The 18,392-nt window shown below is 70.9% G+C and carries 22 protein-coding genes; 7 read left to right on the top strand and 15 right to left on the bottom strand.

The annotated features are described in order from the left end of the window. Window positions 1-17: 17 nt before the first annotated feature. The 3 genes from acnA to ACUDCK_RS23320 all read right to left on the bottom strand — a co-directional run bounded on the left by acnA (window position 18) and on the right by ACUDCK_RS23320 (window position 4,116). Window positions 18-2,657: an aconitate hydratase AcnA gene (acnA, locus tag ACUDCK_RS23330; RefSeq protein WP_175167163.1), complete on the bottom strand. Its 2,640-nt coding sequence runs from the start codon at window positions 2,655-2,657 to the stop codon at window positions 18-20. Between the two features lie 71 nt (window positions 2,658-2,728). Continuing rightward, on the bottom strand, window positions 2,729-3,442 hold the full coding sequence (locus ACUDCK_RS23325; protein ID WP_421371968.1) for a 2OG-Fe(II) oxygenase: 714 nt from the start codon (window positions 3,440-3,442) through the stop codon (window positions 2,729-2,731). Then, the gene (locus ACUDCK_RS23320; protein WP_244976875.1) at window positions 3,406-4,116 is read right to left on the bottom strand and encodes a DNA-3-methyladenine glycosylase family protein; all 711 of its coding nucleotides are present in this window, start codon (window positions 4,114-4,116) and stop codon (window positions 3,406-3,408) included. Before ACUDCK_RS23320 ends, ACUDCK_RS23325 begins: the two co-directional genes overlap by 37 nt. 177 nt (window positions 4,117-4,293) lie before the next feature. On the opposite strand from ACUDCK_RS23320, the gene ACUDCK_RS23315 reads away from it, so the two are divergent. Further along, window positions 4,294-4,983, top strand: a complete 690-nt coding sequence (locus ACUDCK_RS23315; RefSeq protein ID WP_144655405.1) for an HAD family hydrolase — start codon at window positions 4,294-4,296, stop codon at window positions 4,981-4,983. Between the two features lie 10 nt (window positions 4,984-4,993). Here ACUDCK_RS23315 and ACUDCK_RS23310 read toward each other — a convergent pair whose 3' ends face one another. Further along, entirely contained in the window at window positions 4,994-5,770 is a 777-nt protein-coding gene (locus ACUDCK_RS23310) for a short-chain dehydrogenase/reductase (protein ID WP_064522625.1), read from the bottom strand. Window positions 5,771-5,897: 127 nt separating this feature from the next. On the opposite strand from ACUDCK_RS23310, the gene ACUDCK_RS23305 reads away from it, so the two are divergent. Continuing rightward, window positions 5,898-6,416, top strand: coding sequence for an MgtC/SapB family protein (locus tag ACUDCK_RS23305; RefSeq protein WP_116793257.1), 519 nt, complete (start codon window positions 5,898-5,900; stop codon window positions 6,414-6,416). A 7-nt stretch (window positions 6,417-6,423) separates the two neighbouring features. Here the strand turns inward: ACUDCK_RS23305 and ACUDCK_RS23300 are convergent, their stop codons facing one another. The 7 genes from ACUDCK_RS23300 to ACUDCK_RS23270 all read right to left on the bottom strand — a co-directional run bounded on the left by ACUDCK_RS23300 (window position 6,424) and on the right by ACUDCK_RS23270 (window position 12,208). Next, window positions 6,424-6,789, bottom strand: coding sequence for a cupin domain-containing protein (locus tag ACUDCK_RS23300; RefSeq protein ID WP_054500883.1), 366 nt, complete (start codon window positions 6,787-6,789; stop codon window positions 6,424-6,426). Between the two features lie 81 nt (window positions 6,790-6,870). Continuing rightward, window positions 6,871-7,680: an AraC family transcriptional regulator gene (locus tag ACUDCK_RS23295; RefSeq protein ID WP_175167165.1), complete on the bottom strand. Its 810-nt coding sequence runs from the start codon at window positions 7,678-7,680 to the stop codon at window positions 6,871-6,873. A 6-nt stretch (window positions 7,681-7,686) separates the two neighbouring features. After that, entirely contained in the window at window positions 7,687-8,073 is a 387-nt protein-coding gene (locus ACUDCK_RS23290; protein WP_054500885.1) for a VOC family protein, read from the bottom strand. A 50-nt stretch (window positions 8,074-8,123) separates the two neighbouring features. Further along, complete coding sequence (locus ACUDCK_RS23285) at window positions 8,124-9,110, bottom strand: formylglycine-generating enzyme family protein (protein ID WP_175167166.1); 987 nt, start codon at window positions 9,108-9,110, stop codon at window positions 8,124-8,126. A gap of 141 nt (window positions 9,111-9,251) precedes the next feature. After that, window positions 9,252-9,911, bottom strand: coding sequence for a DNA oxidative demethylase AlkB (gene alkB, locus ACUDCK_RS23280; protein ID WP_064522622.1), 660 nt, complete (start codon window positions 9,909-9,911; stop codon window positions 9,252-9,254). Between the two features lies 1 nt (window position 9,912). Then, a complete protein-coding gene (locus ACUDCK_RS23275; RefSeq protein ID WP_175167167.1) occupies window positions 9,913-10,608 on the bottom strand; it encodes a 2OG-Fe(II) oxygenase in 696 nt (231 codons plus the stop codon). A gap of 79 nt (window positions 10,609-10,687) precedes the next feature. Next, window positions 10,688-12,208 carry a phospholipase D family protein gene (locus tag ACUDCK_RS23270; RefSeq protein ID WP_420867704.1) on the bottom strand — a complete coding sequence of 507 codons (1,521 nt, stop codon included), beginning with the start codon at window positions 12,206-12,208 and terminating at the stop codon, window positions 10,688-10,690. 119 nt (window positions 12,209-12,327) lie between these two features. Here ACUDCK_RS23270 and ACUDCK_RS23265 point away from each other — a divergent pair, with 119 nt between their 5' ends. Both ACUDCK_RS23265 and ACUDCK_RS23260 read left to right on the top strand, forming a co-directional pair. Then, the gene (locus tag ACUDCK_RS23265) at window positions 12,328-12,900 is read left to right on the top strand and encodes a helix-turn-helix domain-containing protein (protein WP_175167168.1); all 573 of its coding nucleotides are present in this window, start codon (window positions 12,328-12,330) and stop codon (window positions 12,898-12,900) included. A 7-nt stretch (window positions 12,901-12,907) separates the two neighbouring features. After that, on the top strand, window positions 12,908-13,444 hold the full coding sequence (locus tag ACUDCK_RS23260; RefSeq protein ID WP_054500891.1) for a GNAT family N-acetyltransferase: 537 nt from the start codon (window positions 12,908-12,910) through the stop codon (window positions 13,442-13,444). A 34-nt stretch (window positions 13,445-13,478) separates the two neighbouring features. On the opposite strand, the gene ACUDCK_RS23255 is transcribed toward ACUDCK_RS23260, so the two are convergent. Together ACUDCK_RS23255 and ACUDCK_RS23250 are read right to left on the bottom strand one after the other, a co-directional pair. Continuing rightward, on the bottom strand, window positions 13,479-13,811 hold the full coding sequence (locus tag ACUDCK_RS23255) for a hypothetical protein (protein WP_054500892.1): 333 nt from the start codon (window positions 13,809-13,811) through the stop codon (window positions 13,479-13,481). Window positions 13,812-13,928: 117 nt separating this feature from the next. After that, window positions 13,929-14,831, bottom strand: coding sequence for an alpha/beta fold hydrolase (locus tag ACUDCK_RS23250; RefSeq protein WP_054500893.1), 903 nt, complete (start codon window positions 14,829-14,831; stop codon window positions 13,929-13,931). 110 nt (window positions 14,832-14,941) lie between these two features. On the opposite strand from ACUDCK_RS23250, the gene ACUDCK_RS23245 reads away from it, so the two are divergent. From ACUDCK_RS23245 to ACUDCK_RS23235, 3 genes are all read left to right on the top strand, one after another. Next, a complete protein-coding gene (locus tag ACUDCK_RS23245) occupies window positions 14,942-15,829 on the top strand; it encodes a LysR family transcriptional regulator (protein ID WP_144655400.1) in 888 nt (295 codons plus the stop codon). Window positions 15,830-15,973: 144 nt separating this feature from the next. After that, window positions 15,974-16,129, top strand: a complete 156-nt coding sequence (locus tag ACUDCK_RS23240; protein ID WP_167517638.1) for a hypothetical protein — start codon at window positions 15,974-15,976, stop codon at window positions 16,127-16,129. A gap of 170 nt (window positions 16,130-16,299) precedes the next feature. Beyond that, window positions 16,300-17,121, top strand: a complete 822-nt coding sequence (locus tag ACUDCK_RS23235; RefSeq protein ID WP_054500895.1) for an SDR family NAD(P)-dependent oxidoreductase — start codon at window positions 16,300-16,302, stop codon at window positions 17,119-17,121. 16 nt (window positions 17,122-17,137) lie between these two features. Here the strand turns inward: ACUDCK_RS23235 and ACUDCK_RS23230 are convergent, their stop codons facing one another. Next, entirely contained in the window at window positions 17,138-17,908 is a 771-nt protein-coding gene (locus ACUDCK_RS23230; RefSeq protein WP_175167169.1) for a sulfite exporter TauE/SafE family protein, read from the bottom strand. Beyond that, entirely contained in the window at window positions 17,905-18,315 is a 411-nt protein-coding gene (locus ACUDCK_RS23225; protein WP_064522614.1) for a hypothetical protein, read from the bottom strand. Before ACUDCK_RS23225 ends, ACUDCK_RS23230 begins: the two co-directional genes overlap by 4 nt. Window positions 18,316-18,392: the final 77 nt, after the last annotated feature.

Genomic DNA, 18,392 nt, shown 5'->3' with positions numbered 1-18,392 from the left:
GGGATGGAAAGTGGGAATCAGCCCCGCGGGGCCGTGTCGGGCGGCGCCGATTTCGCGGCGCCAAGCGTATCCGCGAGGATAGCCGGAATCACGCCGCCCATCCGCAGCAGATGCAGCTCCAGTTGCGTTTCGACAGCGGCGGTGGCCTGCAAGGCCTGTTCGCGGCCGTCGGCGCGCAGCAGCCGCACGGCGACCGGCTGGCGCGGCGCCAGGCGCTGCGGCGGGCAATCGATCTCGAAGCGGTCGCCCGGCTGGATCGCCAGGCGGTGCGGCGTGACGCCCGCCGGCAGGCGCAGCGGCAGGATGCCCATGCCGATCAGGTTCGAACGGTGGATGCGCTCGAAGCTGACCGCCAGCACCGCGCGGATGCCCAGCAGCCGCTGGCCCTTGGCGGCCCAGTCGCGCGAGGAGCCGGTGCCGAAGCGTTCGCCGGCCAGCAGCACCACCGCGTCGCCGTCGCGGCGGTAGTGCTCGGCGGCTTCCCAGATCGGCTCGATGGCGCCGCTGGGCGCGTGCAGCGTATGGCCGACCGGCGCGCCGGGGCTGAGCAGGTTTGCCAGGCTCTTGCTGTAGAAGGCGGCGCGCATCATCACCTGCCAGTTGCCGCGGCGCGAGGCGAACACGTTCAGATCATCGCGGTCGTCGCCCTGTGCCACCAGGAAGTCGGCGATCAGGCTGTCGGGCGGAATGGCGCTGGCCGGCGACAGATGGTCGGTGGTGACGTCGTCGCCCAGCACCAGCAGTGGATAGGCGGCGTAACGGCCCAGTTGGCTGGCGGCGCCGGCGCTGGCGAACGGCGGACGCCGCAGCGCGGTCGAGGCCGGGTCCCACGGAAAGCGCGGCGTGTCCGGCGATTCGAGCGCCTGCCAGCCGGGATTGGCGGCGGCGATGCGGAAGGCGCGCTGGAAATCGTCGGCGCGCAGGCCCTGCGCCAGCGCCGCGTCGATCTCGTCCTCGGGCGGCCACAGCTCATGCAGATACACCGCGCGGCCGTCCGGCGCCACCTGCACGGGCTCGCGGCTGAAATCGCGCTCGGCGTCGCCGGCCAGGGCGAAGGCGATGACCAGCGGCGGCGACATCAGGAAGCCCAGGTCGAGGTCGGGGTGGATACGGCCGGCGAAGTTGCGGTTGCCTGACAGCACCGCGACGGGGTGGACGGCGCCGGCGGCCATGCCGGCGCGCACCGCCTCCGGCAGCGGTCCGGAATTGCCGATACAGGTGGTGCAGCCATAGCCCACGATGCCGAACCCCACCGCTGCCAGGTCCTCGAGCAGGCCGGCGCGTTGCAGATAGTCGGCGGCGGCGGGCGAGCCGGGACCGAGCGAGGTCTTGACCCAGGCCGGCGCCGTCAGCCCGGCCTGGCGCGCCTTGCGCGCCAGCAGTCCGGCGGCGATCAGCAGGCGCGGGTCCGAGGTGTTGGTGCAACTGGTAATGGCGGCGATGGCGACGGCGTGGCGCGGCAGCGGCGAGGCCGCCCCGGGCGCGAAGGCCAGGCTGGCGAGGATCGCGCGGGTCTCGCCGTAAGGGCGCAGGTCCTGCGGCCGGGTGGGGCCGGCCACGTGCATTCGCACCTGGTCCAGCGCGATCTCGATGACCCGGGTGTAGCGCGGCGTGGCCGCCGGATCCAGCGCCAGGCCGGCGCTGGCCGCGTAGGCGCCGACGCGCGCGACGTGGGCCGCGTCGCGGCCGGTCTGGCGCAGATAGTCGAGGGTGGCCTCGTCGATGGGGAAGTAGCCGGTGGTGGCGCCGTATTCGGGCGCCATGTTGGCGACCACGCAACGGCTGCCCGCCGACAGCGTGGCGACGCCGGGGCCGAAGAACTCCACGAACTCGCCCGACACCTGGATCGCGCGCAGCCGCTGGGTCACGGTCAGCGCCAGGTCGGTGGCGGTGACGCCAGCCGAAAGCGCGCCGCTCAGGCGCACCCCTATCACGTCCGGGATGCGCAGCATGGTCGGCATGCCGAACATCACCGTCTGCGCTTCCAGGCCGCCCACGCCCCAGCCAAGCACGCCAATGCCGTTGATCATCGGTGTGTGGCTGTCGGTGCCGATCATCATGTCCGGGTGCAGCGCGCCATGGTCGTTGCACACCACGGTCGCCAGTTGTTCCAGGTTGATGGTGTGCATGATGCCGGTGCCGGGCGGATGGATGCGCACGTTCGACAGCGCCTTGGCGGCCCAGCGCAGGAAGCGGTAGCGCTCGGCGTTGCGGCGCAGTTCCAGGGCCAGGTTGCGCGCCGCCGCGTCGGGCTGCGCATAGGCCTGCACCGCCAGCGAGTGATCCACCGAGACGTCCACCGGCAGCACCGGATTGAGCGCGCGCGGATCCACCCCCGCCTCGTCCAGCGCGTCGCGCATGGCGGCGATGTCGACCAGCGCCGGAGTGCTGGTGGTGTCGTGCATCAGCACCCGGCCGGGCTGGAAGGCGATCTCGGCCTCGCTGGTGCCGTCGGCGAGCCAGGCGAACAGGGCGGCCACGGCGGCGTCGCGCTCGGCGCCGCGCATGTTGCGCAGCGCGTTCTCGAGCAGCAGCCGCAGCACCACCGGCAGGCGGTAGTAGTCCGGGCCGTACATGCCGGCCATGTCGATGTGGGTATAAGCGGCGCCGTCGAGCGTGAAGCTGGCGTGGCGCAGGGCGGGGGCGGGATTTTCCATGGCTGCTAGTTTTGCATATTGAATATGCAAAATGCAATCTGGATGCGCAGTTCGATGCGCCGGCGGGCGGGCTATCCGGGGGCGAACGCTTGGCCGTCCAGGGGCAATTCCAGGCCACGGCGTTCGCCGCCGCGCACCCGGCTGACAGCGTGGCGCAGGGTGGCGCGGTAGTCGCCGCGCGCGCCCCGAATGGGGCGATGGGCCGCGGCGATCAGGGCGGCGTCGCCCAGGCCCAGCGGCAGCACCAGGGGCCGCGACTGCTGGCGCGGACGCTGCTCGGTCATGACGAATTCGCCGCCGCTGAAGTCGCGGGCGGGATCGGACAGCAGCGCCACCAGCCGGATGGGGAACGCCCAGTCGTCATGCGCGTGTTGCAGCGCTTCGTAGCCGTCCAGGCGCAGGCAGGTGAGGACGGCAGGGCCGTCGGGCGCGGTTCGCTCGGCGTCCAGGTCCGGCCGATAGCGGACGTCGTGGCCCAGCCGCTGCGCCCAGGACTGCGCCAGCGGCGCCAACCGCGCATACAGGGCGCACGGCAGGTCGCGCAGCGGCGGCGGCGCGGGCAGGCGCAGGGCGCGCCGCTCGTCGCGTTCGCCGCTGATGCGGACGGCCGCCGGGTCGTCGAAAGCCCGCGCCAGCGCGCGCGCCTGCGGCGGACTGAACAGCGCGGGCAGCGGCGCCCAGCCCTCGGCGTCCAGTTGGCCCACGATGCCGGTCCAGTCGTAGCGGTCCAGCGGATGGCCGGCGGCGTTCATGACATTGCCGCCGGCGCGGTGGGCATGCGCCACAGGTACCACGCCGCGATCGTGCGATACGGGCTGAAGGCTTCGCCGATGGTTCGCATCCGGGCGGGCGATGGCGCCTTGTCCAGGCGTTTCAGCCGGCGATAGCCTTCGCGCACGCCATAGTCGTCCGCTGGCAGGATGTCCATGCGCTCGAGCGTGTAGATCAACAGCATCTCCACGGTCCAGCGGCCCACGCCGCGCAGCGCCACCAGGCGCTCGATCAGGGCTTCGTCGCTCATCGCCAGCGCCTCGTCGCGCTCCGGGATCACGCCGTCGAGCGCCGCCTGCGCGATGCCGCGGATGGTGGCCAGTTTGGACGCCGAAAAGCCGCAGGCGCGCTGGGCCTCTGGGTCGGTGTCCAGCAGTGCCCGTGGCCGGGGGAAGTCCTGCCCCGGATACAGCGCCAGCAGCCGGCCGAGGATGGCGTCCCCGGCGCGCGCATGCAACTGCTGGTAGGCAATGGCGCGCACCAGCGCCTCGTAGGGCTCGCGCGCCGGCCGCGGCGCGTGCAGGCAGGGGCCGATGGCCTGCACGTGGCGCGCCCAGTCGGCGTCGAGGGCGGCCAGGTGGCGGGCGGCGCGCTCGAACAGGACCGGCGTCGGCAGGGCTTCCTGTGCGGCGACGGTCTTGTGGGGCCGGCGTCCGGCGGCGGGCGGGGCGGTATCGGGTGGCGTCATGAGAGGCGGGAATCGGGGGGCAGGGCGGCGCGGGGCGGGGACGCCGGCGAAGGACAGCATAACGGCTCGGGCCGCCGCCGGCACTCCGTTGCTTGCGGCCGCGGCGCGCGCCCCTGGCCGGCAATGGGCCGTGCAGTATGCTTGTGGGCTTTCCTGCCCCCTTTCCCGCTGCCCGCAATGACTGATTTTCCCTTTGACGCCGTGCTGTTCGACTGTGATGGCGTCCTGGTCGATTCCGAGCCGATCACCGCCCGCGTCCTGACCGAGATGCTCAACGAACTGGGCTGGGCGATCACCTTCGAAGAGGCCACCCGCATCTTCACCGGCAAGGCGGTGCGCGACGAACTGCCCCTCATCCAGGCGCGCACCGGCGTGGCGCTGTCGCCCGACTGGTTCGCGCAATTCCGCGAGCGCCGCAACGCCGCGCTCGACCTTGAACTGCTGGAAATCCCCGGTGCGCCGGACGCGGTGCGCGCCTTGCACCGGACGCTGGACGGCCGCATCGCAGTGGCCTCCGGCGCCGACCGCCGCAAGGTCGAGCTGCAACTGGCCAAGGTCGGCATCGCCGACTGCTTCAGCGAACGCGTCTTCAGCGGCCACGAAATGCCGCGCAGCAAGCCCTATCCCGATGTCTACCTGGCCGCCGCCAGCGCGCTGGGCGTGGACCCGCGCCGCTGCGCCGTGGTCGAAGACACCGTCACCGGCGCCACCGCCGGCGTGGCGGCGGGCGCCACGGTGTTCGGCTACAGCCCCGGCGACAACGGCCACAGCGGTCCCGAGGCGCTGCGCGATGTCGGCGTCGCCCACGTCTTCACCGACATGGCGCAACTGCCGGCCCTGCTGGCCGGCTGGGCCGCGGCGCGCTGACGCCGACGGGTCAGCGGCCGGCGTACTGCTCGCCGCCGTCCAGGTCGATCACCGTGCCGCTCAGGTAGCCGGCGCGCGGCGAGGCGCCGAACACCACCATGTCGGCCACCTCGCCGGCTTCCATCAGGCGGCCGAAGGGCAGGTCGTGCAGGGTTTCCTGCCAGCGCGATTCATCGCCCCAGCGGGCCTGCGCGCGCTGCCTGGCCAGCGTCAACACGCGGTCGGTGCGCGTGCGCGACGGATTCACGCCGAACACGCGCACGCCGTGGCGCGGCCCGTCGCCGCCCAGGGCGCGCGTGAATGCGATCAAAGAGGCGTTGGCGGCCGCGCCGCAGATGTAGTCGGCGCGCGGGGCCGCGCCGGCCATGCCGATGATGTTGGCGATGACGCCGTTGCCGGCGGTGCGCATCAACGGGTAATAGTGACGCGCCAGGTCGATGTAGCCATGCACCTTCAGGTCCCAGCCGGCGCGCCAGCGCCCGTCATCGACCTGATCCAGCGCGCCGCCGGGCACCGCGCCGGCGTTGTTGACGAGGATGTCGACGACGCCGGTGTGTTCCACCACGCGCGCAGCCGCGCCCGGCTGCGCCAGATCGACCGCCAGCGTGCGGGCCTGCCGGCCGGTCTGCGCGGCGATTGCGGCGGCCGCGGCCCGCAGCGCCGCGTCGTCGCGCGCCGCCAGGATCGGCTCGGCGCCTTCCCGCGCGAACGCCAGGGCGCAAGCCAGGCCTATCCCCTTGGACGCGCCCGTCACCAGTACGCGTTTGCCCTCCAGTTGCAGATCCATCCCAAGCTCCTCGCGATCGCGTCCGTCATAGCGCGGACCAGGATGACGTTGTAAACCGGATGGCCGGCGCGACGCCAGCGCCAGCCTGCTATGCTGAACGCCGCATACCTGGACGCGGGAGACGGCGATGGCGGAAATCTGGCTGGAAGTCTGGAGCACCTTGCGCAGCGAATTCGCCGACATCCCCGATGCCGGCGAAGCCACCCGCATCGTGCTGCGGCTGGGCATGGCGGTGATTCTGGGCGGCCTGCTCGGGTACGAGCGCGAACGCAGCGGCAAGGCCGCCGGCCTGCGCACTCACATGCTGGTGGCGCTGGGCGCGGCCATCTTCGTGCTGGTGCCGCTGCAGAACGGCATGGCGGTCGGCGACCTCAGCCGCGTGCTGCAGGGCGTCATCGCCGGCATCGGCTTTCTCGGCGCCGGGGCCATCATCAAGCTCAGCGACGAACGCGAGATCCGCGGCCTGACGACCTCCGCCAGCATCTGGATGACCGCCGCCATCGGCGTGGCCGCCGGCATGGGCCGCGAAGCCACGGCCGTGGCCAGCACGGCGATGGCGCTGTTCGTGCTGGCGGTGCTGCGGCGGGTCGAGGCGCGCATCGCCGGCAAGAACGAGAAGCGGGTGATCGAGCGCGGCCGCCCCTGAGGCGGCCTCAGATCCAGACGTCGTTGGGCGCGCTGCGCTCGCCGCCGTGGTCGCCGGTATTGCGCACGCCGCGCGGCTCGATCAGCATGGCGTGCACCTCGTCTTCGGCACAGGGCTTGTGCTCGACCCCCTTGGGGATCACGGCCATCTCGCCGGGCCCCAGGTCGATGTGGCCGTCGCGCAGTTCGATGCGCAGCCGGCCTTCGAGCACGATGAAGGTCTCGTCGGTATCGGCATGGGCGTGCCAGACGAATTCGCCGTGCAGCTTGACCAGCTTGAACTGGTAGTCGTTCATCTCGGCGATGACCTTGGGCGTCCAGTGTTCCTGGATCAGCGAGAGTTTGCGGGCCAGGTTGATGGCGATGGCGGACATGCGGGGTTCCTCGGCGGAAAATGGAAGGCCCCAGCGTAGCGACGCGCGCGCCCGCCGTCTTGTACGTTTGTGCGGCGAGCGTCAGGGCCGCAGGGTGCCGCGCCATTGCGCCGGCGTCATGCCGAACGCCTGGGCATGGCGCCGCGTCATGTGGCTCTGGTCGCTGAAGCCGGCCTCGGCCGCGGCGTCGGCCAGCGGCCGCCCCGCGGCGATCAGGCGCCTTGCCAGGTCGAGCCGGCGCAGCAGCGCATAGCGGTACGGGCTGGCGCCATACAGTGCGCGGAAATCGCGCGAGAGGCGCCAGCGGTCGATGCCGGCGGCGCGTTCCAGGTCGTCCAGCGAGACCGCCATGCCGTGGGTGTCGTGGATGTACTGACGAGCGCGTTCGCCGGCGGCGTAATCGGGAAGGCGGGCGGCGGGCGCTTGCCCGGCCGCGGCGCACAGCGCCAGCGTCAGGTCGTAGAGCGCATCGTCTTCCCGCAACGGATCGGCGTCGCCCTCGTCGTTGCGCAGCAGCGCGGCGCAGGCGGCGCCAAGCCGCGGGTCGCTGGAAATGCCGTCGCGAATGAACGGCAGCGGCCGGCCGCCCAGGATGCGCTGGATCAGCGCGGGCTGCACGTAGGCCATGCGGTAGTGGAAGCCGGCGTCGGTGCCGGCCTGGCCGTCGTGCGCCTCGTCGGGATGCAGCACCAGCACGCCGCCCGGCAGGCTGTGCCGCAGGCCGCGGCGATAGTGGAAGCTCTGCACGCCCGCCAGCGTGCAGCCGATGGCGTAGGTGTCGTGGCGATGCAGGCCGTAGCCGCGGCCGCCGAAATACGCCTCGATGCGCTCGAACCGGTCGTCCGGCGCGCGGCGCACGATCCAGTCGCGGGAGGCGGGGCGGGCGGACACGGCTGTCTACGGCCGGATCTGTACCAGCACGAACTCGTTGCCGTACAGGTCGATGAAGTGCGCGTACACCGCGTTGCCGTCGTCCACCGGCTCCCGGGTGAAGCGCACGCCGCGCCCGGCGAAACGGGCATGGTCGCGGGCGACGTCGTCGGTGTAGAACACGCCCACCGGCTGGCCGCCGGTCTGGTCGCCGACGCGGTCGCGCTGGGCCTGGGTCTGCGCTTGCAGCAGCCAGACGCCCACCGACGGTTGCTCGGGCAGGCGCAGGTGCACGTAGCGCTGCTGCCCCACGGCCATGTCCACGAACACCTCCATGCCCAGCTTGTCCTGGTAGAAGGCGATGGCGGTGTCGTAATCGTTGACGAGCAGGACGAGACGGCCCAGCGAATGCATGTCGGGACTCTTTTGAAAGTTGTGCTTGCGGCTATGCTAACCGGTCTACATTAATCCGCTTCGCGCAGCAGCCGGAATCCGACGAGCGGATAGCGCGTTTCCACGGTGTTCCAGTTGCGGTAGGCCGAACGCGCGTACAGCGCCCAGGTGTGCCAGGAGCCGCCGCGCCGCACTTTGACGTTGCCGCTGGCGGGGCCCTGCGGGTCATCCTGGGGCGAATGCGCATAGTAGTCCTCGCCATACCAGTCGGACACCCATTCCCAGGCATTGCCATGCATGTCATGGAGCCCGAACGCGTTCGGCGCGTAGCTGGCGACCGGCGCGGTGAAGGCATGGCCGTCGCGCCGCGCGGCGGCGAACGCCCGCCATTTCGGCCACAGCGGCGCCGCGTCGGCGTCGAAAGTGTTGGCCACGTCCGGCAGCGCGGCCGGATCGTCGCCATTCTGGTAGCGGCCGCGGCTGCCGGCGCGGGCCGCGTATTCCCATTCGGCCTCGGTGGGCAGGCGGTAGACGCGGCCTTCCTCGCGGCTGAGCCAGCGCGCCATGGCGGTCGCGTCGTTCCAGCTTACATTGACGACGGGATGCGCGTCGGTCTGGGCGAAGCCGGGGGTGCGCCACGAATAGCGGCGGTCACGCCCCTCGAAGGCGTCGCCGCGTTCGCTGGCATCGGGGTCGTAGGCGGCGTTGTAGCCATAGCCGCCGGTGCCGTCCGCTTCCGATTCCGGCACATAGCCCGAGGCCTCGATGAAGCGCCGGAACTGACCCACGGTGACTTCCGTGCGCGCCATCAGGAAGGGCCGGGTGATACGCACCATGTGCACCGGCGCTTCGTCGAACAGTTGGGCGAAGCGCTCTTTCGGGTATTGCGGATAGTCGCGCGCCAGCGCCTCGGGCGTTTCGTCGCTGCCCATCTGGAAGGCGCCCGCCGGCAATGGCACGAACACCATGCCAAGCGAATTCTCGATCGGTGTCGGCGGCTCGGCGGCCATGGCGGACAGGCTGGCCAGCGAACACAGCAGGGCTAAGGCGAGGCGCATGGAATACCTGGAGAAAGGGCGCAAGGGTGCCCGATAATAGGGCCGTCGCGTGGCCGCCGCCAGTTCTGGGGAACCCGCATGGCGGCCGGCCGGCAGCCTCGATCGGCCGGCTGCTTCCGCGGGTGCGCGGCGCAAGCCGTCTCAGCCTGCCTTGCGGATGGTGAAGTTGATCCGCACACTGCCCAGCGTGGGGTGCGGGCGGTCCTTCAGTGGCAGCACGCCGTGATAGCGCAACCGGTCGACGCCGCCCCACACCACCACGTCTCCATGGAACAGCGGCACGTGCACGGCCTTGTCGCCGCGCTCGTGGCCGCCGAACAGGAACACCGCCGGCATGCCCAGCGACACCGAGACGATGGGGGCGTCGTAGTCGCGCTCGTCCTTGTCCTGGTGCAGCGACAGGCGCGAACCGGGCTGGTAGCGGTTGACCAGGCAGGCATCGGGCGCGAAGCCGGGAAAGCCCGCCGCCAGCGCGGCCTCGCGCGCCAGCGTGTCGAAGGCTTCCGGCATCGCCGGCCATGGCAGCCCCGTGCGCGGATCCTCGCGGGTGTAGCGGTAGCCGCGCGCGTCGCTGGTCCAGCCGAAGTCGCCGCAGTTGGTCAGCGCCACCGACATGGGCAGGCCGCCGGGCGTGACCATGTGGCGAAAGGGCGCTTCCCGGCGCACCGCGTCGACGCCGGCCAGCAGCGCCCGCGCCGCCGGCAGCGCATAGCCGCGCAGCACGACTGACTGCGCGCCGATGCGTTCGCGGCCGGTCTGCGCGGTTTCCTCGTCGTTGAACAGGTTCAGGCTGGTTCCCATGTCAGGTCGCGTCGTGGAAGATTACGCCGAGCGTGTGGCGGCGGCCGTCGCGCAGCGCGCTGACGCCGTGGCGCATGGCCACGCGGCGCCAGCCGCGCGCGCCGGCCACCGGGCGCTGGTTGACGGTGAATACCAGCGCGTCGCCCTGGCGCAGCGGCAGCACTTCGGCGCGTTGCCCGCCGCTGTCGGTCTCGGTCATGACGAACTCGCCGCCGGTGAAGTCCAGGCCTGGCCGCGACAGCAGCACGGCGACCTGCAATGGGAAGACGTGTTCGCCATACAGGTCCTGGTGCAGGCAGTTGTAGTCGCCCGGCCCGTAGCGCAGGATCAGCGGCGTCGGCCGGCGCTGGCCGGCATGGTGGCAGCGGGCCAGGAAATCGGCGTGAGCGGCGGGATAATCCACCGCGATGCCCATCTGCCGGTTCCAGCGGTTGGCGATGGGCGCCAGGCGCGGGTACAGCGCGGTGCGCAGGTTGTGCAGCAGGCGCGGCAGCGGATAGGCGAAATACTTGTATTCGCCGCGGCCGAACCCGTGGCGGCTCATGATGATGCGGCTGCGGTAGCGGTGTTCGTCGTCGTAGCCGGCGGCCAGCGCCTCGCATTGCGCCGGCGTGAGCAGGCCGGCGGCCACGGCGTGGCCGCGCGCGTCCAGGTCGGCGGCGATGCGGCTCCAGTCCAGTGTGTCCAGCTTGCTCATGCGGTGCGATGCATAGGAAAAGCGATAGTGTCCAGTCTAGCGCCATCGGGCCGGCGTCGAACTCCGTATGTTGCCCCGCCTACAGCAGCGACTCGACCGGCAGCAGCGATACGAACCACACCGAAAAGCGCTGCCAGGCGGTCGTGCCCGGCTCGGTGTCGTGTCGGAGTGTGCTGCCGTCGCGCTGTTCCAGCCAGTAGAGCCTGCCCTTGTCGTCCAGGCAGACGCGATAGGCGCTGCGCGGGATGTCGCGCTCGAAGGCGTCGGCGATGTGGCGCGCCAGGGTCGGGCTGTCGATCACGAAGCCCAGCTCGGTGTTCAGGCGAGCCGAGCGCGGATCGAAATTGAATGAGCCGACGAACACGCTGCGTCCGTCCACCGCGAAGGTCTTGGCGTGCAGGCTCGAGCCGGAGCTGCCGAACGGCCCCATGCTCTTGTTGCGCTCGACTTCGCCCGCCTGACGCTTCATTTCGAACAGTTCCACGCCGGCGGCCAGCAGGTCCCGGCGTCGCGAGGCGTAGCCCGAATGCACCACAGCCACGTCGGTGGCCTCGAGCGCGTTGGTCAGCACCCGCACCTTGACCCCGCCCTGCGCCATGCGCGCAAAGGCCTCGGTGCCGCTGGCGGTGGGCACGAAATAGGGGGAGACCAGCTCCAGGTCGGTCGTCGGCGTGCCGACGATGTCGTGCAACTGGTGCGGCAGCATGGCCTCGGGCGGCGCGGTGCCCAGCGTCTTGCGCGGGTCGTCGCTGACCATGCGCGTGTCGGCCCACTCCAGCGCCAGTTCGCCGCGCAGCAGTTGCTGGATGAACGGCAGCTCGCGCATCGCCTCGGCATAGGCCGCGGCCTCGGGCGACCGCTCGACGGCGCTGGCCTTGCGTTCCAGCGCGGCCAGCGCATCGGGGCCGGCGGGCTTGAGCAGCCCCGCCACCGGATAGGCCGACTGGCTGGCCCAATAGCGGTCGAAGTCGTTTGAGACGTCAGGCACCACGGCGCCCACGGCCAGCACGTCCAGGTCGGTGAACAGCACGCCGTTGGTGGCGCCGAAGTATTCGTCGCCGATGTTGCGGCCGCCGACGATGGTGGCCTGGTTGTCGGCGGTGAGCGACTTGTTGTGCATGCGCCGGTTCAGGCGGCGGAAGTCGGTCAGGTAGCCGATGGACTTGGGCCAACGCACCGCGAACGGGTTGTACAGGCGCACCTCGATGTTCGGATGCGCGTCCAGCGCCGCCAGCACCGTGTCCAGCCCGGAGGTGCCATTGTCGTCCAGCAGCAGCCGCACGCGCACGCCTCGGTCGGCCGCCGCGTGCAGCGCCTCCAGCAGCATGGTGCCGGTCATGTCGTCGTGCCAGATGTAGTACTGCACGTCCAGGCTGCGCTGCGCGGCGCGCACCAGCATCATGCGCGCGGCGAAGGCGTCGTGGGCGTCCGCCAGGGGATGGATGCCGGACTTGCCCGGATGCCGCGCCGCCAGGGGCGCGATGGCGCGGCCCAGCGCCGTGTCGCGGGCCACGTCGGGCGCCAGCGCCTGCGAGGCGCTGCGTGATTCCAGGGGCGGCAGGCTGCAGCCCGTCAGGATGCCCAGGCAGAGGACGGTCATGGAAACGAATCGGGCTGTGTGCATACGCCGTATTGTGCCGAATTGCCGGCGGCCGCGTCGGGTTGCAGGCGCGCACGCGGTGATTGATTGAATTCCATATTTGAGATAAATTCTCTTATATGGAAAATTCACCCGCTCCCGATTTCGACCTGGACCAACGCCTGGCCGGCCGCCTGAAGGCCCTGCGCGCCGAGCGCGGCTGGTCGTTGGACGAGCTCGCCGCGCGCGCCGGCATCAGCCGCGCCACGCTGTCGCGCCTGGAAAACGCGGAGGTCAGCCCCACCGCCAGCGTGCTCGGCAAACTGTGCGGCGCCTATGGCATGACGATGTCGCGCCTGCTGCGCATGGTCGAGGACGACTTCGCGCCGCTGGTGCCGGGCGCGGCGCAGGCCGTGTGGGTCGATGGCGTCACGGGCTTTCGGCGCCGCTCGGTGTCGCCGCCGTCGCAGAAGCTGGCCGGCGAAGTGCTGGCCTGCGAATTGCCGGCCGGCGCCCATATCGAATACGAACAGTCGCCGCGCGCCGGACTGGAACACCACCTGGTGATGCTGGAAGGCGAGCTCTCCATCCGCGTCGACGGCCAGGCCCATGCGCTCGGGCCGGGCGACTGCCTGCGCTATCAGCTCTACGGCGCCAGCGCGTTCGATACCCCGCCGCACAGCGGCGCCCGCTACCTGTTGTTCATCGTCTGAGTCCGCCATGTCCATCGATACCCTTGCATTGACCTCTGTTACCGCCGATGAGGCCCACGCCCTGCTGCCCGGCCTGGGCGAGTTGCTGCACGCCTGCGTGCAGGAGGGCGCCAGCGTCAGCTTCGTGCTGCCCTTTGGCCCCGAGGCGGCGCGCGCGTTCTGGCTCGACAAGGTGCTGCCGCCGCTGGAAAGCGGCGGCCTGGTGCTGCTGGTGGCCATGCGGGAAGGACGGGTGGCCGGCTCGGTGCAACTGGACTGCGATACGCCGCCCAACCAGCCGCATCGCGCCGAGATCCGCAAGCTGCTGGTGCACCCCGATTTCCGCCGCCGCGGCATCGCCCGTGAACTGATGCAGGCCGCGGAGGCCGCGGCCGTGGCGGCCGGTCGCAGCCTGATCACGCTGGATACGCGCACCGGCGACAACGCCGAGCCGCTGTATACCTCGCTCGGTTACCGCACGGTGGGGGTGATTCCGGGATTTGCCCGGGATGCGCGCGATCCGAACCGGCTGGATGGCACGACCATCATGTACAAACCGTTGTAGCGCGGCCCGGCGGGCGCCGGGCGCGGCAGGCCGCTCAGGCGAGCGGCTTCAGGCCCACGCTGTAGGGCGGGGCGTTGCCGCGCGCGGCGGCCTTGATCTTCAGCATCGAGCCGCCCGGCGTGAATTCGAATTCCTGAAACGGCACTTCGAACCACTGGTGGAAGCTGGTGCGCGAGAACTCGGGCACCCAGACCTTGGGACGCTTGTTGTCGCAGTGGAATTCCACCAGGGTACGGTCGATGCCCAGCGGACGGGTGTTGCCAATGCGGTAGCTGGCGCGCAGTTCGGCGCTCTCGGTGCGGCCGGGCTGCCAAGTCAGCCCGATGGATACCATGAAGTGTTCGATCGCCTCAATGCCGCGATACATAGCTGACTCCGAATGCTGCCGGGCGCGAACGCCCGCAAGAAGCCGCCGCGAGGGCGGCGGGAAATACCGCGATTATCCGCCATTCCCCGTTTTCCTGCCGGTCGTCGCGCCCGGGCTTCAGTCGGCGACGGGCCAGGCCGCGTGGAATTTCAACAGCGCGGCGGCCACCGCCTGCGGCGCTTCGCGTTGCGGAAAATGGCCGACCCCATCCAGCACTCGCCGTTCATAGCCTCCGGTGAAATAGCGCTCGCGGCCTTCGGACGTCGCCGGCAGGTTGCAGGTGTCCGCGCCGCCGTGCAGCACCAGCGTGGGCAGCGCCAGTGTCGGCGCGGGCGTGAGCCGCGCGCTGTCCTCGGCGTAGGCCGGGTCGCCGGCCTCGAAGCCCCAGCGCTGGCGGTACGAGTGCAGCACCACCGCGGGCCAGTCGGGATTGTCGAAGGCGCGCGCGGCCTCGTCGAATTCGTCCGGCTGGTACCAGCCGGGCGGCGACCAGGTGTCCCACAGATAGCGGGTGAAGGCGCGAGCCTCCTCGCGCACGGCCGCCGCGCCGCGCGGCGTGGCCATGAACCAGTGGTACCAGTAGTTGCGCGCCTGCGGCAACGGCAGGGCCTGCGCGGGATCGTTGGTGCCGTAGCCGACCGACAGCAGCGCCAGGTGCGAGGCCACGCCGGGTTGCAGGCCGCAGGCGTTGGCGGCGGCGCGCGCGCCCCAGTCGTGGCCGACCAGCAGCGGCCGGCGCAGGCCGAGCGCGGCGATGAAGTCCAGCACGTCGCGGCCCAGCGCGGCCAGCTCGCCGCTGCGCGGCGTCGCCGCGTCCAGAAAGCGGGTCGGGCCGAAGCCGCGCAGCGCCGGGCACAGCACGCGGTAGCCCTCGGCCGCCAGGCGCTGCGCCACCGGGCGCCAGCATTCGGGGCTGTCGGGCCAGCCGTGCAGCAGTACGGCGGCGCGCGCGCCGCCGGGATTCCATTCCAGATAGGCGATTTCCAGCCGGGGGGTGCGGAGGGTGGCGTAGGCGGTCATGGTCGTGCGTCCTTGCGGTATCGGGAAAGGCTACGATAGCGGCGCCGGAAATCACGATTAGTGAATAATGTGAGGTTATTATCAATGAATCACGTATTTAGGAGTCGCCCATGGACACCCCCGCGGCGCCGGTCGGCGCGGTGCTGGACCTGACCCTGTTGCGCACGTTCCTGGAGGTCGTCGACCATGGCGGGTTCGCGCTGGCGGCCGATGCCCTGGCGTTGACGCCGTCGGCGGTCAGCGGCCACATCAAGCGCCTGGAGTCGACGGCCGGCGCCGTGCTGCTGGAACGCACCACCCGCAGCTTCGAGCTGACCGCGGCGGGCGAGACCCTCTACGCCTACGCGCGCAACATCGTCGATCTCGAGCGCGAGGCCCGCGCCCGCCTGCGCGGCGCCGGCCTGAAGGGACGGTTGCGCATCGGTTCGTCCGAGGATTTCGCCGGCGCCTGGCTGCCCGAAGTGCTGCAGGCGTTCCACCGCGCGCACCCCGGCGCGTCGATCGAGTTGAAGGTGGGCGTCACGACCGACCTGCTGCGTCAGCAGGAACGCGGCAAGCTCGACGTGGTGTTCGGCAAGCGCTGCGCCCGCGTGCACGATGACGGCGAACTGTTGTGGGAAGAAGAACTGGTGTGGGCCTGGAGCGAGGACAAGCCGTGGAAGCCGGGCGAGCGCGTGCCGCTGGCGGTGTTTCCCGATCCCTGCGTCTACCGCGAGGCCGCGATCGCGGCGTTGGGCAAGGCGCGGCGCGCCTGGCTGCCGGCGTTCGAAAGCGCCAGCATGGCGGGTTGCCTGGCCGCGGCGCAGGCCGGCTTCGCGGTGGCGCCGGTGGCGCGCAGCCAGTTGCGCCAGGGCCTGCGCGCCCTGGCGCGCGAGGACGGCATGCCGCCGCTCCCGAACGCGCGCTTCTATGCCTTTGCACGCTCGGCCGAGCCGGCGGTGCGGGCCCTGGTCGCGGCCGTGCGCGAGACCGGGCAGCGGCGCCGGTTCGCGCGTTGAGCCGCGGGCTTGCGTTGTTTCAATGGCCTTGATTGAGTAAACCAAATGGACGCGTGGCGCCGCGTCCCGCACGATGGTGCCCATGTCTTCTATAAGACCGGCGCAGCCGCCGCCGGTCCGGGCATCTGAATCAAAGGAATCATCATGGCAAATTTCCTGCTTGCACTGGTCACCGCTGAACTCTCCCTCTTCGGCGTCGACGCCGCTGCCGCGCCCGCGGCCGCCGCCCCGGCCGAGGCGCCGCCCGCCGACACCTCGCCGCGCTTCGACAGCGAGCACTACCGCAGCGCGCTGGGCTGAGACGCAAGGCTGTAGAAATAGGCAGGTTTCACGCAAGAACGAGCCTGTACGCTCCACCACGCGATTCTTAATATCCCTCTCACGCCCGGGGTCCATGGTTTCCGTGTGAATCCATGGACGACGGCGGGTCACCGGCCTGTTGCCGGTGGCTGCAAGCAGAGGGAGATCGCATGAGCACCGAAAAAATCTGGTTTGTCACAGGCGCCGCGGGCGGCCTGGGTCTGGCGCTGGTCAGGATGCTGCTCGATCAGGGGGGCTACGTCGCGGCGACGGCGGACGACGTGGATGTATTGATGGAGGCGGTGGGCGCCAAGCTCGAGGGCCGTTTCCTGCCGCTCGAAGTGAATCTGGCCGATGAAGGCAACGTGCGCCGGGCGGTCGACACCGCCATCGCCGCGTTCGGCCGCATCGACGTGGTGGTCAATCACGCCGGCCAGGGGCTGTCCGGGCCGCTCGAAGCGCTGTCCGACGAGGCGTTGCGCGGCAGTTTCGACATCAACGTCTTCGGCGTGTTGAATGTGGTGCGCGCGGTGATGCCGCGCCTGCGCGCCCAGCGCGCGGGGCACGTCTTCAATATCTCGTCGATCCTCGGTTTCGATGGCGGCCGCGCCGGCTGGGGCGCCTACAGCGCCGCCAAGTTCGCCGTCAGCGGCCTGACCGAGGCGCTGGCATTGGAAGCCGCGCCGCACGGCGTGCGGGTGTCGCTGGTGTACCCCGGCGCGATGCGGGCGGGGGCGGAGGAGATCGGCGGCCATCCCGAAGCGGGACAGGCCGCTGCGGCGGGGCATCCCGCCGCCGGCGATCCGGCCAAGGCGGCGCGCGCGCTGATCCAGGCGGCCGACGCGCAGTATGCGCCGCTGCACCTGTTCCTGGGGCGCGACGCCTTCGACCAGGCGCGCGGCAAGATCCAGTCTGTGCAGCAGGAGCTGGCGCGCTGGCGCGAGATGTCCGTGTCGATCGGCTTCGTCGACGAGCGGCGCATGGCGGCCTGAGCGCGAGCGGGGCCGCCTACCCGGTCAGGCCCTGCGCCGCCTGGTAGGCGCCCAGCAGCGCCAGGCTCACCATGAAACATTGCCTGAAGACGCGCGGCGACAGCCGGTCGCGCAACCATTGTCCCAATGCCATGCCGGCCAGCGCCGGCATCAGCATCAACACCGAGGCGCCGGCCGCGCCAGGGCTGTAGCTGCCGGTCAACCACAGGCCCGCCGCCAGCGCGACGGTCGAGACCGTGAACGAAATGCCCATGGCCTGGATCAGTCCGTCCTTGCCCAGGTTCAGCGCCTGTAGATACGGCACGGCGGGAATCACGAAGACGCCGGTGGCCGCGGTGATGACGCCGGTGACCACGCCCACCGCCACCCCAAGCGTGCCTTCGTGGCGGGCCGGCACCGCGGGCGGCTTGCCAAACAATCCCCAGGCCGCGTAGACCACCAGGGCGACGCCCAGGCAGACGCTGGCCCAGTGGCCGGCCGGCGCGCCCAGCCACAGCGCGCCGCCGATCGTGCCCACGCACACGCCGAGCTGCATCGCGCCGATGCGGCGCAGCACCCGCGTCAGCGTCGGCCATGGCCGCGCCTGCCAGAGATTGGTGATGAGCGACGGCACGATCAGCAGCGCGGCGGCCTGGGCCGGCGCCATCACCAGCGCCAGCATGGCCATGGAGATGGTCGGCAGGCCCAGTCCCACCACGCCCTTGACCACGCCGGCCAGGACGAACACGGCGGCGGTCGCCATCAGCAGCGCCGGCGTGGCGATGCCGGACAGTTCGTGCAGGTTCATGCGGCCTCGCAATGCGCGGTGAGCGGGTCGCGCGGCCGGCCGAACAGGGCATAGGCGACGTCGTCGGCCCCGCCCTGGCTGGCGGCGCGCAGCAGCCACTGGCGGCCTTCGCACAGATCGGCGGGCTGGCCGGCGCCATACAGCGCGGGGCCGCCGACCAGGGCGATGCCGAGCATGCGCTGCGCCGGCGCATGGCCTTCGCGCGCCGCGGCCCGCAGCCACGTCAGCATGGCGGGATAGTCGCCCAGGGTCTGCGCTTCCAGAGCCAGGGCGTATTTCTGCGCTGGCGTGGCATAGGCCGACAGACCGTTATTGGCTTCGGCCCGGCCTGAGGAATGCAGCGCCAGGGCAAGCAGCAGCGCGGCAGGCCCGACCGCGGCAACGCGCCGCGCGAAGGAGGGAGTCATGGATATTCCCCTTGATGGATGATCGACAGCCAGATTCTGCGCGCGGCAGGGGGTGAATCCATATCGGGATCTCGCTG

Source organism: Achromobacter sp. CF-sbj1-Ac2-l (genome assembly GCF_052698165.1).
The sequence above is the reverse complement of the archived record's forward strand: the minus strand, read 5'-3'. Positions and strand labels throughout refer to the sequence as shown.

Excerpts from the sequence above, each read along its gene's own strand:
- acnA (WP_175167163.1), bottom strand. The coding sequence starts at position 2,657 with ATGGAAAATCCCGCCCCCGCCCTGCGCCACGCCAGCTTCACGCTCGAC.
- ACUDCK_RS23320 (WP_244976875.1), bottom strand. The coding sequence starts at position 4,116 with ATGACGCCACCCGATACCGCCCCGCCCGCCGCCGGACGCCGGCCCCAC.
- ACUDCK_RS23315 (WP_144655405.1), top strand. The coding sequence starts at position 4,294 with ATGACTGATTTTCCCTTTGACGCCGTGCTGTTCGACTGTGATGGCGTC.
- ACUDCK_RS23310 (WP_064522625.1), bottom strand. The coding sequence starts at position 5,770 with ATGGATCTGCAACTGGAGGGCAAACGCGTACTGGTGACGGGCGCGTCC.
- ACUDCK_RS23305 (WP_116793257.1), top strand. The coding sequence starts at position 5,898 with ATGGCGGAAATCTGGCTGGAAGTCTGGAGCACCTTGCGCAGCGAATTC.
- ACUDCK_RS23300 (WP_054500883.1), bottom strand. The coding sequence starts at position 6,789 with ATGTCCGCCATCGCCATCAACCTGGCCCGCAAACTCTCGCTGATCCAG.
- ACUDCK_RS23290 (WP_054500885.1), bottom strand. The coding sequence starts at position 8,073 with ATGCATTCGCTGGGCCGTCTCGTCCTGCTCGTCAACGATTACGACACC.
- ACUDCK_RS23285 (WP_175167166.1), bottom strand. The coding sequence starts at position 9,110 with ATGCGCCTCGCCTTAGCCCTGCTGTGTTCGCTGGCCAGCCTGTCCGCC.
- alkB (WP_064522622.1), bottom strand. The coding sequence starts at position 9,911 with ATGGGAACCAGCCTGAACCTGTTCAACGACGAGGAAACCGCGCAGACC.
- ACUDCK_RS23275 (WP_175167167.1), bottom strand. The coding sequence starts at position 10,608 with ATGAGCAAGCTGGACACACTGGACTGGAGCCGCATCGCCGCCGACCTG.
- ACUDCK_RS23270 (WP_420867704.1), bottom strand. The coding sequence starts at position 12,208 with ATGACCGTCCTCTGCCTGGGCATCCTGACGGGCTGCAGCCTGCCGCCC.
- ACUDCK_RS23265 (WP_175167168.1), top strand. The coding sequence starts at position 12,328 with ATGGAAAATTCACCCGCTCCCGATTTCGACCTGGACCAACGCCTGGCC.
- ACUDCK_RS23260 (WP_054500891.1), top strand. The coding sequence starts at position 12,908 with ATGTCCATCGATACCCTTGCATTGACCTCTGTTACCGCCGATGAGGCC.
- ACUDCK_RS23255 (WP_054500892.1), bottom strand. The coding sequence starts at position 13,811 with ATGTATCGCGGCATTGAGGCGATCGAACACTTCATGGTATCCATCGGG.
- ACUDCK_RS23250 (WP_054500893.1), bottom strand. The coding sequence starts at position 14,831 with ATGACCGCCTACGCCACCCTCCGCACCCCCCGGCTGGAAATCGCCTAT.
- ACUDCK_RS23245 (WP_144655400.1), top strand. The coding sequence starts at position 14,942 with ATGGACACCCCCGCGGCGCCGGTCGGCGCGGTGCTGGACCTGACCCTG.
- ACUDCK_RS23240 (WP_167517638.1), top strand. The coding sequence starts at position 15,974 with ATGGCAAATTTCCTGCTTGCACTGGTCACCGCTGAACTCTCCCTCTTC.
- ACUDCK_RS23235 (WP_054500895.1), top strand. The coding sequence starts at position 16,300 with ATGAGCACCGAAAAAATCTGGTTTGTCACAGGCGCCGCGGGCGGCCTG.
- ACUDCK_RS23230 (WP_175167169.1), bottom strand. The coding sequence starts at position 17,908 with ATGAACCTGCACGAACTGTCCGGCATCGCCACGCCGGCGCTGCTGATG.
- ACUDCK_RS23225 (WP_064522614.1), bottom strand. The coding sequence starts at position 18,315 with ATGACTCCCTCCTTCGCGCGGCGCGTTGCCGCGGTCGGGCCTGCCGCG.